Source organism: Klebsiella sp. 2019SCSN059 (assembly GCF_021739525.1).
Lineage (GTDB): Bacteria > Pseudomonadota > Gammaproteobacteria > Enterobacterales > Enterobacteriaceae > Klebsiella > Klebsiella quasipneumoniae.
The window spans coordinates 140,727-152,969 of sequence record NZ_JAKKOM010000006.1 but is presented as its reverse complement, the minus strand read 5'-3'; the positions used below and the strand labels follow the sequence as shown (position 1 = coordinate 152,969).

Genomic DNA, 12,243 nt, shown 5'->3' with positions numbered 1-12,243 from the left:
CTGTGATGTTATTTGCATATATCCGCCAGACCTTTATTTATTTTTATTCGTCATATTTCGAACCACGGATGCGTTGGCTGCGCTCGATTATCCCAGTCACATCGTTATCTATGTTCCTGGGGATTCGCAAACTTGCCGCCTTCCCGCAGCGCGAACTATTTAGAATATACCCGGTCCGGTCGGTGGTGCCCGAAGGCGTAGAGAGAGATGGGGATTCCTTTCGCAAAAACGACTGAGTTGCAGTACGGATTCTCCATGAAATGCCCCTCATGCCCTACAATCTGTCAACAGAATGGGGAAACGTCAATACAGCCAGCCGGGTTTTACATCCAGCGTGAGAAACGGCAGGCAAAGATTAAAAAAACTTCAAGACGCTATTTTCAGCAGAGAAATTTATGCTACAGGCGAATATGCAGAATAAAGACCTTATTAAGGTGCGACACCCAGTTGGAAACAATGCCAGCAAATGAGAAAAATTTCTTACTATGTGACCAATATGTGAGCGATTAATAGCGTGAACGTTAAAACGCACAGCGGAAAATGCTGCATTTAGCCATAAGCTTCGCGAAAAAAGATCTGTTCATCGATAAAAAAATGCAATGGAAGATGTCACAAAATAGCGAACAGCTGGCTGGAAATGGGGATAAAGACGTTTTTTGTGATTTTGATGGGGTTTTTGGCCAGTAGCGCACTGATGATGCCCGGCGGCGCTGCGCTTGCGCGGGCCTACGGAACACAAGTCGAACCTCCTGCCCCCGGAGGTTCTCATCCTCACTGGCCGCAGATGCAAAAAAGCCTGCTCATTGAGCAGGCTTTTCGAATTTGGTCGGTGATAGAGGATTCGAACCTCCGACCCCTTCGTCCCGAACGAAGTGCGCTACCAGGCTGCGCCAATCACCGAATGCGGGGCGCATCTTACTGCTGGGATGCACCCCCGTCAATGCCTTATTAGCAAAAAATCAATCAAGCGGCGAGAATCTCGCCACTATTGCTATTCCTTCGCCGCTTTCTTCGAAGCCGGCACGCGGCACCAGTTGTTGTTCTCGTTGATCCCGCCATCCGGCGAGGTATAGCCGAGGCAGCCCATAATGGTGTCGTACAGCTCGACGTGGCGTCGCGGCACCTTCATCGCGGCCTGCTGCTGCAGATGGGCGAACGCAGCGGCATGATCGGGATTCTCCAGATATTTATCCGACATCCAGACCATCATCGGCACACGGAACTGTTCCGGCGGCGCCATCTTGCGCGGCGTACCGTGCAGATGTTCGCGCTCGTTAATCGACTCGCCATGGTCGGCGGCATAGAAGACAATCGCTTTCTTATCCCGCAGCTGGTCGAGGACGCTGACGATAAAGTGATCGACATAGGTCACGCTGTTGTCGTAGGAGTTAATCAGCTCCGCTTTAGAACATTTGTTGTCGACGCCGACACACTCCGGCTTCCACTGGGCGAAGCTGCGCGGATAGCGTTGGGTATAGTTAAAGTGCGAGCCTTTAGTATGGAGGATGATCAGGTGCTTACCGGAGGCGTTGCCCTGCGCCATACCGCGCTTCATCTCATCCACCAGCAGCATATCGTCAACGCTCTTGCCGCGGTTACGCGGTTCGGCGCCAATCTGCTCGCGATAGGCGATATTGTTGGCCATCGTATTGCTGTAGAACCACATCTCACTCTGCATGGCGTACAGATTGCCGCTGAAGCCCAGTTGATGCAGCACCGCAAAGACGTTCTGCTCTTTGAGGGTCCGCTGCGGATTATCCTCTGCCCCGCCCTGACGCACAAACATGCAGCGTAACGACAGCTTGGTGGCGGTATCGCACGAGTAGCCGCGGAAGGCGACCAGATTCTTCTCTTTCGCCAGCTCTGGCGTGGTGTTGCGGCTATAGCCGAGGATGCCCATATGATCCCAGCGGGTGGTTTCGCCAATGATAAACACCACGTAGGTGTCATCGAGCCCTTCCGGGGCGACGTAGGTAAATTTCTTCGCTGGGTTAATCAGCGATTTGTTGTCTGAGGATTCATCCACCTGCGCCCAGGCGTACAGCCCCAGCGCCGACAGCCAGTTCGATGGCAGGTAGGAGTTGGCGATCACCCCGCCGTAGCTCGGCATATCCACTTCTGAATGGCGCTCTACATCGTGTTGGCGCAGCTCAAGCAGGCGGATGGGACCCCAGACGATGAGGCCGGCCAGCACCACGATCAGCACGTTTTTAACCCGCTGGCCCGGGGTACGCAGTTGGCGCAGCAGCGTATGACGGCAACGGTTGCTCCAGATAAACAGCAGCGGCGGGGCGCTCACCGCCGCCAGCCAGAGGATCAAATGCCAGCCGATGACCTCTTTCGACAGGTCGATATCGGTGGTCATCACCGAGGCGATAATCCCGTAGCCAATCACCACGTTGAGGAACGTCATGTAATAACTGGCGGCGGCGGAAAACAGAACAATCAGCGTCGCCAGAATGCGCCAGATACGGCGGCCGAACAGCGACAGAAGACGTAACAGGAAGAAGGTGACAAAGACCGTGGCCACCAGTTCAACGACACCGGAAAGCCCTTTCCAGAAAGTGAACTCTTGAGCATAACCATCGAAACGCCGAAAAAAAACGGCGACGTTCATAAACCAGCCGATGTACAGCGCCAGCCAAAAACTAAGCTTCTGCTGCGTCATCGTTCTAATATATTTCATGCAAGCAAACCTGGAAAAAGAAGAATAAAACACCGCCTGACGCTGTGGCATGAGTCAGTAGGCTAATAGGGTGCGTTAGGGTTGGTTATCAGAAACCTCTACAAAGCGCGATAAGTAGACCACAGGGAACGGGAAAAGTATCAGGAGGGAATGTGATCCAGCCAAACATTTACAAAACATTTGGCTGGATTGGCACTATTTGCTTAGGGTATTAATCAGGGGCACGTTTCACGCTGCAGGTTTCAGGCGTGCGCCTCGCTATAGACACTGCCTTTCGGCTGACGAATGGTGGTGGAAAGCGCCAGCGAAATAATCAGCAGAGCGAAGATCACGCAGAAGGTGACGTAGAAGCCCCCGAACAGCGAAGCGATGAGGGAACCACAGATGCTGCCGATACCAAAGCCCAGATAAATGACGCCATAGTTTTTCGCCAGGTTGTTCAGACCGAAGAATTCACTGACCAGCGACGGGAAGACGGTGATGGTTCCGCCGAAGTTAAAGGCGACGCAGGCAATCGCGGCGAAAAAGGTCATGGCATTCAGCGGAGCGAACAGCAGCGCGGCCATCCCCACCAGCGACACCACCTGACCGAGGGTGATCACGCGAATGCGGGAGATTTTATCGGACAGGATACCTAACACCAGGCGACCGCTAAGGTTAGCGATTGAGATAACCGTTACCGCATTGGCCGCCGTGGCGACATCCAGATGGACCATCCCCTGCGCGATATCTTTCGCCACGCCAATCACATACAGACCGCTCATGCAGGCCGTCAGGAACATCACCGCCAGCATCCAGTACTGCGGTTTACGCATCGATTCGGCGAGAGTAAAGTCATTTTCCACGACGCCGTTGGCCGCGGTGGTCGCCGTATGATTTGGCGCATCTTTCATCAGGGTCGCGCCAAAGACGATCATCACCAGCACGATAGCGCCCCAGATGACGAAGGTTTTTTCCAGACCGACGGTGGCCAGCAGATGAGTATCAATGAATTTGAACCCCAGGCTGCCGAGGCCATAGGAACCGATGGAGAAGGCGGAAATAAGCCCTTTGCGTTCCGGGAACCACTTCACGCAGTTCGACAGGGTCAGCAGATAACCGGCGCCGTCCGCCAGCCCCACCAGCACGCCCGCGCTCAGCCACAGCATCATCAGGCTGTTGGAGTGCGCGGTCAGAAAGAAGCCCAGTCCGAGCAGGATCCCGGAGGCCATGGTGACGCGCTTCACGCCGAAACGCTCCTGCAGCTTGCCGGCGACCGACGAGGAGAGCGCCAGCCCGAGGCTCAGCAGGCCAAAGGAGAAGGCGACCTGGCTGACCGGTTCGCCCAGTTTGTCAGACAGTGAACTGTTAAACAGGCTCCAGGTATAAACCGAACCGAGAGCGAATTGGGTGATGATGGTGCCGATAAGCGTAAGCCAGCGGGTCGATTGACGGTTTGCAGCGTTCATAGCAGTTGTCCTGATAAATTAACTGCCGCCACAATAGCGAAGGCCCCTCATCCAGTGGGGGAAAAAGGCATGAACTGCCATCAGCAGGGAATGAAATGCATTAATGGCGGAATGAATGGCATTGCATGACATTCATTCCGCGAATATCAGCAAAAAAGTTAGTGTGCGCTATCTCACAGAAATGCGCCATTACTGAGATTTAACAATAACCGCATCGTTTCAAACGCGTAACAATCCCCGCTCAAAAGTTGGCGCTGACCCCCATCAGATAGAGCGTATTTTCCCCCGACGGGACATTATCCGCCTGCGACAGGGTGGCCCATGCCGCCACATGCGATCCCAGCGGCATATCGGCGCCCAGGGTGACATCACTCCAGCCGCCCTCTCTGGCGCGAGTGGTCGGCGACCAGGCATCGCTGGCGAGCGACTGGTTATAGCTCACCTGAGCCCAGGGGTGCACGCCCCACAGCGACTGATAATCCATACGCCAGCCGAGCGTGTTGACATATCCCGTCTCGCCAACGCTTTTCGTCGCCGGCGCGCTGTAGTCGCTGCGCAGGCTGGCCACCGGCCCGGAGGTCATACCGTTTGCCAGCAGATAATTCCAGCCGACGCTCATCCCCCGGCTGCTGTCCGGCGGCGCCAGCCCCTGGTTTAAAGTCAGTCCGCCCGGCGTTTCAGACGACTTCATCCGCTCGGCGAGGATATCTTCATAGCGTGGTTGGTGATCGCTATCCCATGTATAACGTTCCGACGTATTACTTTTTGTATCGATAGCGATATATTCCTGTTGCCAGGCATTCGCTCCAGAGACACACGATACCCAGACGGATACGCACACCGGGAACAAGAACCCCCGGAGGCCATTGCATTTCTTTATTATCATTAATGCGACTCCAGAAAAGAGCCGAATCGGCATTATTGCTGTGTTTTTTTGGGGATACGATTTCCCTGTATTAACTATTATCTTTATCTTTCAGTCGTCAAGCCGGGGCGTCCACTTTTTTAGCGCAGAGGGAGAAATAGCTATGCAGCGTTGCGGATGGGTGAGTCAGGATCCGTTATATATCGAGTATCACGATACCGAATGGGGTGTCGCGCAAAAAGCGTCCCAGCGGCTGTTTGAAATGATCTGCCTTGAAGGCCAGCAGGCCGGGTTGTCGTGGATCACGGTGTTAAAAAAACGGCAGAACTATCGCCAGGCTTTTCACCAGTTCGATCCGGTGCGCGTGGCGGCGATGGGGGACGATGATGTCGAGCGGCTGCTACAGGATACCGGGATTATCCGCCATCGGGGAAAAATCCAGGCCATTATCGGCAACGCCCGGGCGTATCTGGCGATGGAGGAAAATGGCGAGTCGTTCACTGATTTTGTCTGGTCTTTCGTCGACAATGCGCCGCAGGTCACCCGCGCGGCGACGCTGGCGGAGATCCCGACCACGACGCCGGCCTCTGATGCGCTTTCTAAAGCGTTGAAAAAACGCGGCTTTAAGTTTGTCGGTTCGACAATCTGTTACTCTTTTATGCAGGCCTGCGGGCTGGTCAACGACCATGTCACCGGCTGCTTCTGTCACCCGGGAGGTCAGGATGATCCGCAAGTGGGTCGCTAAAGATAATACACCGCTGCTGGCCCTGTGGCTGGATAGTACGATCCATGCCCATCCCTTTATCAGCGAAAGCTACTGGCGCGACAGCGTCGCGGTGGTACGGGACGTCTATCTTCCCGCCGCCAGCACCTGGGTCTGGGAGCGCGACGGAGAGCTAAAAGGCTTTGTCAGCGTGCTGGAGTCCCGCTTCGTCGGCGCGCTGTTCGTCGCGCCGGACGCCATTCGCCAGGGCATTGGCCGGGCGCTGCTGGATGAAGTCAAGCAGCACTACGCCTGGCTTAGCCTTGAGGTTTATCAGAAAAACGAATCAGCGGTCAGTTTCTACCATGCGCAAGGCTTCCGCATTGAAGATTGCGCATGGCAGGACGATACTCAGCACCCCACCTGGATTATGCGCTGGCCGGCGGATCAAATGCTGTAAGCGGCAGCGCCGGGCCGGTATATTTCTCCAGCCACGCCAGGGCGGTGTTCCCGGCACAGCCGTTGCCCAGCCGGGATGTCGGGATATCTTTGGTTAAGACGTTCACCGCCCCGTTTTTGCAGATGCCCGCCACCGGATCCAGGTCGGGCCACGCCCCTTCATGCAGGCATATCACCCCCGGGCGGATCCCCTCCGTCACCACCGCGCCGGCCAGCACCTGACCGCGGGCGTTCCACACCCGCACCAGATCGCCATCGGCAATCCCCCGCGCCCGGGCATCCTGCGGATGAATAGTCAACGGTTCGCGTCCGGCGACGGCATAGCGTTCGCGCAGCGCGGAGTAGTTCAGTTGACTGTGCAGACGGTGTGCCGGATGGGCCGACAGCAGCTGCAGCTGCCCCGCCTCGGCGTTGCCATGCCACTCGTCGGGCTCGAGCCACATCGGGTGCGGCGGGCAGTCGGCGTAGCCAAAGGCGGCGATGGTCGGCGAGTGGATCTCAATTTTACCGCTCGCCGTTTTCAGCGGGTTGGCCAGGGGATCGTCGCGGAAGGCGGCGAAGCGGATGAAACGGGCATTCTCCGGCGCCTCCGGCATCTCAATCAGCTGGTTAGCCTGCCAGAATTCGGCAAACGGCGGCAGCGTCACCTGCTGCTGGGCGCCGCGCCGGGCGGCCATCTGATAAAAGGTCTCCAGCCACTGCAGATCGCTCTTCCCTTCGGTAAAGCGCTCGCGGCCGCCCGCCTCCCAACGTTCGCTGAGGTCGGCAAAGACCGCGAAATCATCGCGCGCTTCACCCCGCGGGGCGACCACCTGTTTCATCGGCACCAGATGCTGATTGCTGTAGTCCCCGGTCATCGTCAGATCGTTGCGCTCAAACGAGGTGGTCGCCGGCAGAACGATATCGGCATGACGCGCGGCGGCGGTCCAGAAGCATTCGGAGATGACGATAAGCTCTGGTTTCTGCCAGGCCTGAATCAGGCGATTGGTATCCTGGTGATGGGTAAAGTTGGCGCCGCCGGCCCACCAGATAAAGCGAATATCGGGGAAGCGCCGCGCCATGCCGTTGTGCTGATACTCCGCACCCGGTTTCTCCAGCGCCTCGACAATCCGCGCGACCGGGATCTTCTCCACGGCGTCCACGCCTCCGGCCACGCTCCCCTGCATCGAGCCCAGCACCGCCGCGCGGCGGGTCGGGTTGCCGCCGTTGGCGAAATGGTAGGAAAGCCCAAACCCGCCCCCCGGGGTGCCAATCTGCCCCAGCATCGTGGCCAGGGTGACCAACATCCAGTGTTTCTGCTCGCCATACTGCTGGCGCTGCATGCCCCAGCCAGACATCAGCATGGTGGTGTTTTCGTGGAAAAGTTTCGCCAGTTCGCGGATCTTATCAGCTGAGACGCCGCAAATAGCCGCCGCCCAGTCGGCGGTTTTCGCCACGCCGTCGCTTTCGCCGGTCAGATAGCGGGCAAAAATCTCGTAGCCGCTGGCGCAGCGGGCAAGAAACTCGTCGTCCTGCCAGCCATTCTCCACCAGCGTATGGGCGATACCCAGCATCAACGCGACGTCGGTGCCCATATGCGGCGCGATCCACTCCATCGAATCGCCAAAGAAATCGACCGTTTCCGATCGCATCGGATCGATGCAGATCAAGCGCTTGCCGCTCTGGCGCAGCCGGTCGAACCACGGGATACCCTGCTCGTCGGAGGCGTTCCAGGCAATTTTCAGCGTGTTCAGCGGGTTGGCGCTCCACAGCACCACTACCTCGCTGTGCTCCAGCACCAGCGGCCAGCTGGTCTGCTGCTGATACACCTCATTGCCCCCCACGACGTAAGGCATGATCGCCTGCGCCGCGCCGGTGGAGTAATCCCCGAGATGGCCGGTGTAGCCGCCCGCCAGGCTCATATAACGCTGCAGCAGGGTGGCCGCCTTATGCAGGACGCCGTTAGAACGCCAGCCGTAGGAGCCGGCAAAAATGGAGGCCGGTCCATAGCTTTCGCGGATCCGACGATGCTGGGCATCGATCAGATCCAGCGCCTGCTCCCAGCTCACCCGCACAAATTCATCCTGACCGCGGACCCCCTGGGGCTTGTCCGGAGAGGCGAGAAAGCCTTTGCGCACCATCGGGTAGCGCACGCGGGTTTTGCTGTGCACCTGGTCGCGCACCGCCGTTTGCAGCGAATTGGCAAACGGCGTCGCCAGCGCGCCGCGGGAGGAGAGGACGTTTTCCCCGTCCGTTTCCACCAGCATCGGTCCCCAGTGGGCGGCGGTTAAAATGGTTTTGGTTGCAGATGAGGTTGGCAAAGGCGGCTCCTGGTCAGCGAAGGCAGGTGTGGTGACGGCGCGATCGACGCCGTTCAATGTTATTTACAAAATGAGATGGTATGCGGGGAATTTTCTACGTATTCGCGCGTCATAATCAACCGTCACGTTCGCTGTGGCAAAGAATAAAAAGGATTAAGGACATTAAATGAAAAAACGCGTACTTATGATTGCGGCTCTGGTCAGCGGCACCCTGGCCGTTTCCGGCTGCACCACCAACCCCTATACCGGTGAGCGTGAAGCTGGCAAATCCGGTATTGGCGCAGGTATTGGCTCCTTAGTGGGCGCTGGCGTCGGCGCGCTTTCCTCCTCCAAACACGACCGCGGCAAAGGCGCGCTGATTGGCGCAGCGGCAGGCGCGGCGCTGGGCGGCGGCATTGGCTACTACATGGACGTGCAGGAAGCGAAGCTGCGCGACAAAATGCAGGGAACCGGGGTCAGCGTGACGCGAAATGGTGACAACATCGTGCTGAACATGCCGAATAACGTCACTTTCGACAGCAACAGCGCCAACCTGAAACCGGCCGGCGCCAACACCCTGACCGGCGTGGCCATGGTGCTGAAAGAGTATGAGAAAACCGCCGTTAACGTCGTCGGCTACACCGACAGCACCGGCAGTAAGGACCTGAATATGCGTCTGTCGCAGCAGCGTGCTGACAGCGTCGCCAGCGCGCTGATCACCCAGGGCGTGGCGGCCAACCGCATTCGCACCACCGGCATGGGCCCGGCGAACCCCATCGCCAGCAACAGCACGGCGGAAGGCAAGGCGCAGAACCGTCGCGTGGAAATCACCCTCAGCCCGCTGCAATAAGCGCATCCTCATGTTGCCCGGCCGCGCCTCTGCCGGGCAAAATGCTTGATATCGCTATTTTTCGCGCTAAGGTGTTGGCAGATTTTCAGCAAAGGAAGCCACCATGGCGAAAGCGGCGCGTGCAACCATTAGCGATGTGGCGAAAGCCGCAAAGACCGGCAAAACCAGCATTTCACGGTATCTTAACGGCGAGAAGCATCTGCTTTCCGACGATCTGTTATCACGTATTGAACAAGCCATTGCCGAACTCGACTACCGCCCCAGCCTGATGGCCCGCGGCCTCAAGCACGGCCGAACCCGCCTCATCGGCCTGATCATCGCCGATATCACCAACCCCTATTCGGTCAACGTTATGAGCGGCATTGAAGCGGCCTGCCGGGAAAAGGGCTTTACTCTGCTGGTGTGTAACACCAATAACGAGCTGGATCAGGAGCTGCACTACCTCGACCTGCTGCGCAGCTACCAGGTGGAAGGCATCGTCGTCAACGCGGTCGGCATGCGGGAGGATGGCCTGAACCGCCTGCAGCAGTCGGCCCTGCCGATGGTGCTGATTGACCGTAAAATCCCCGATTTCGCCTGCGATGTGGTCGGGCTTGATAACGCCCAGGCTGCCACCACCGCCACCGAACACCTGGTGGAGAAAGGCTTTGAGGCCATCCTGTTTCTTAGCGAACCGCTGGGGTCGGTCAATACCCGCCGCGAGCGCCTGAGCGCCTTCCGCGCCACGCTCACCCGCCACCACGGCGTGGTGGCCGAAAACGCCGAAGTGCAGCTCAACGACGGCGCGATGATGGACAACGTCCTGCGCCAGTTCCACGCCCGCCACCGCGGGATGCGCAAAGCGGTGATCTCCGCCAACGGCGCGCTGACGCTGCAGGTAGCCCGCGCCCTGAAGCGCGTCGGCCTGATCTGGGGCAGCGATATCGGCCTGCTGGGCTTCGACGAACTGGAGTGGGCGGAGCTGGCTGGCGTCGGCATCACCACCCTCAAACAGCCAACGTGGCAGATCGGCTACGCGGCGGTGGAACAGGTGATTCGGCGCATTGCTGGCAGTAACGACCCCATCTGCGAGCGGGTCTTCTCCGGCGAGCTTATCGTCCGCGGATCAACTTCCCGTTAACGATCCTTCGTGATGCCGATCATAAATTAAACATCTCGCCCTTTCTTATGGAACCGATACCATCTAGCGTAATAAGGAGATTAAGCAACAAACGCCGGGAGTAAGAGCGCGATGGCCAGAAAAATTATTGTCGTTACCGCTGCGTATGGTAATGACCATGTTAAATCCTTAGGCGGCCAGGCCGCCGTCCTGCCGTTTATCGCCGACGCCGGCGCGGACGGCGTCGAAATCCGCCGCGAGCTGTTCAGCGCCGAAGAGCTCAACGCCCTGCCGACGCTGGCCGCCGCCATTGAGCGCCACGGCCTGCTGGCCTGCTACTCCGCGCCCCAGGCGCTGTTCGCCGACAACGGCGAGCTTAACCCGCATCTCCCGACGCTGCTCGCGGAAGCGCAGACTCTTAACGCCCTGTGGCTGAAGCTCTCCCTTGGCCATTTCCGCCACAACCAGCAGCTCGACGAACTGCGCCATATCCTCAGCGACAGCGGCATGGCGCTGGTGGTGGAGAATGACCAGACCGACTGCGGCCAGCTGGCGCCGATGCAGCGCTTCAAAGCCGCCTGTCGGGTCCATCAGCTGCCGATCACCTTAACGTTTGATATGGGCAACTGGCTGTGGGTCGGCGATTCACCGGAAGAGGCCGCCCGCCATCTTGCGCCGGCGGTCAGCTATATTCATGTAAAAGCGGCGGAGCCTCATCAGGAGAAATTCCGCGCTGTGCCGCCGGATCAGGCCGCCGACCGCTGGCTGGCCCTGCTCGATAATCTTCCCGCCGACGCGCCGCGTGGAATCGAGTTTCCGCTGACTGGCCATGACCTGACGGCCGTGACCCGCCGCTACGTCAACCTGTTACGCGAGGAATAAGCCGTGGAAAATTTAGATGTCATCACCATCGGCGAAGCTATGGCCATGTTTGTCGCCACCGAAACCGGCGATCTGGCCGAGGTGGAGCATTTTATGAAACGTGTCGCCGGCGCTGAGCTGAACGTCGCCACCGGCCTGGCGCGCCTGGGTCTGAAGGTCGGCTGGGTCAGCCGCGTCGGCAACGACAGCTTTGGCCGCTTCGTACTGCAATCGCTGGCGAAAGAGGGGATCGATAGCCACGCTGTCGCCATCGACAACCGCTTCGCTACCGGTTTCCAGATGAAATCGAAAGTCGAAAATGGAACCGATCCCATTGTGGAATATTTCCGTAAAGGTTCTGCCGCCAGCCATCTGTCGCCGGACGATTTTCGCGCCGACTACTTCACCAGCGCCCGTCATCTGCACCTGAGCGGTGTGGCCGCCGCGCTCTCTGAAAGCTCATATGCGCTGCTGGAGCATGCGGCGAAGGTCATGAAAGCCGAGGGCAAAACCCTCTCTTTCGACCCCAATCTGCGGCCGGTGCTGTGGAAAAGCGAAGCCGAGATGGTGGAGAAACTCAACCGTCTCGCCTTCCAGGCTGACTGGGTTTTGCCAGGCTTAAAAGAGGGCGTCATCCTCACCGGCCAGCAGACCCCGGAGGGGATCGCCGATTTCTATCTCTCGCGCGGCGTCAAGGCGGTGGTCATTAAAACCGGCTGCGACGGCGCCTGGTTCAAGAGCGCCTGCGGCGAACAGGGAACGGTTGATGCCATCAAAGTCGAAAACGTCGTCGATACCGTCGGCGCCGGCGATGGCTTTGCCGTCGGGGTGATTAGCGCCCTGCTGGAAGGCAAAACCCTGCTTCAGGCGGTGAACCGCGGCAATAAAATCGGTTCGCTGGCCATTCAGGTCCAGGGCGACAGCGAGGGGCTGCCCACCCGCGACGCGCTGGGCGAATAACATTTATACGCAACCATAACAGCCGTCCTGTAC

At 58.4% G+C, this 12,243-nt stretch carries 10 protein-coding genes and 1 tRNA gene; 6 read left to right on the top strand and 5 right to left on the bottom strand.

Going from position 1 to position 12,243, the window contains the following annotated elements:
* Window positions 1-823 precede the first annotated feature (823 nt).
* The 4 genes from L2I46_RS09830 to L2I46_RS09815 form a co-directional block, all read right to left on the bottom strand.
* Window positions 824-900, bottom strand: a tRNA-Pro gene (locus L2I46_RS09830).
* A 91-nt stretch (window positions 901-991) separates the two neighbouring features.
* Window positions 992-2,686: a kdo(2)-lipid A phosphoethanolamine 7''-transferase gene (gene eptB, locus L2I46_RS09825; protein ID WP_023291311.1), complete on the bottom strand. Its 1,695-nt coding sequence runs from the start codon at window positions 2,684-2,686 to the stop codon at window positions 992-994.
* A gap of 242 nt (window positions 2,687-2,928) precedes the next feature.
* Window positions 2,929-4,134, bottom strand: a complete 1,206-nt coding sequence (locus tag L2I46_RS09820; RefSeq protein ID WP_023291312.1) for an L-lactate MFS transporter — start codon at window positions 4,132-4,134, stop codon at window positions 2,929-2,931.
* A gap of 241 nt (window positions 4,135-4,375) precedes the next feature.
* A complete protein-coding gene (locus tag L2I46_RS09815; RefSeq protein WP_077271771.1) occupies window positions 4,376-5,020 on the bottom strand; it encodes an autotransporter outer membrane beta-barrel domain-containing protein in 645 nt (214 codons plus the stop codon).
* Window positions 5,021-5,162: 142 nt separating this feature from the next.
* Here L2I46_RS09815 and tag point away from each other — a divergent pair, with 142 nt between their 5' ends.
* Window positions 5,163-5,744 carry a DNA-3-methyladenine glycosylase I gene (gene tag, locus L2I46_RS09810; RefSeq protein ID WP_064158048.1) on the top strand — a complete coding sequence of 194 codons (582 nt, stop codon included), beginning with the start codon at window positions 5,163-5,165 and terminating at the stop codon, window positions 5,742-5,744.
* Window positions 5,722-6,162, top strand: coding sequence for an N-acetyltransferase (locus L2I46_RS09805; protein WP_032454332.1), 441 nt, complete (start codon window positions 5,722-5,724; stop codon window positions 6,160-6,162). Before tag ends, L2I46_RS09805 begins: the two co-directional genes overlap by 23 nt.
* Here L2I46_RS09805 and L2I46_RS09800 read toward each other — a convergent pair.
* Complete coding sequence (locus L2I46_RS09800; protein WP_072421047.1) at window positions 6,131-8,461, bottom strand: molybdopterin guanine dinucleotide-containing S/N-oxide reductase; 2,331 nt, start codon at window positions 8,459-8,461, stop codon at window positions 6,131-6,133. The genes L2I46_RS09805 and L2I46_RS09800 overlap by 32 nt on opposite strands.
* Before the next feature lie 166 nt (window positions 8,462-8,627).
* On the opposite strand from L2I46_RS09800, the gene L2I46_RS09795 reads away from it, so the two are divergent.
* The 4 genes from L2I46_RS09795 to L2I46_RS09780 all read left to right on the top strand — a co-directional run bounded on the left by L2I46_RS09795 (window position 8,628) and on the right by L2I46_RS09780 (window position 12,210).
* Entirely contained in the window at window positions 8,628-9,290 is a 663-nt protein-coding gene (locus L2I46_RS09795; RefSeq protein WP_023291317.1) for an OmpA family lipoprotein, read from the top strand.
* A 103-nt stretch (window positions 9,291-9,393) separates the two neighbouring features.
* The gene (locus L2I46_RS09790; RefSeq protein ID WP_023291318.1) at window positions 9,394-10,410 is read left to right on the top strand and encodes a LacI family DNA-binding transcriptional regulator; all 1,017 of its coding nucleotides are present in this window, start codon (window positions 9,394-9,396) and stop codon (window positions 10,408-10,410) included.
* 111 nt (window positions 10,411-10,521) lie between these two features.
* Window positions 10,522-11,271 carry a sugar phosphate isomerase/epimerase family protein gene (locus L2I46_RS09785; RefSeq protein ID WP_023291319.1) on the top strand — a complete coding sequence of 250 codons (750 nt, stop codon included), beginning with the start codon at window positions 10,522-10,524 and terminating at the stop codon, window positions 11,269-11,271.
* 3 nt (window positions 11,272-11,274) lie between these two features.
* On the top strand, window positions 11,275-12,210 hold the full coding sequence (locus L2I46_RS09780; protein ID WP_048326019.1) for a sugar kinase: 936 nt from the start codon (window positions 11,275-11,277) through the stop codon (window positions 12,208-12,210).
* Window positions 12,211-12,243: the final 33 nt, after the last annotated feature.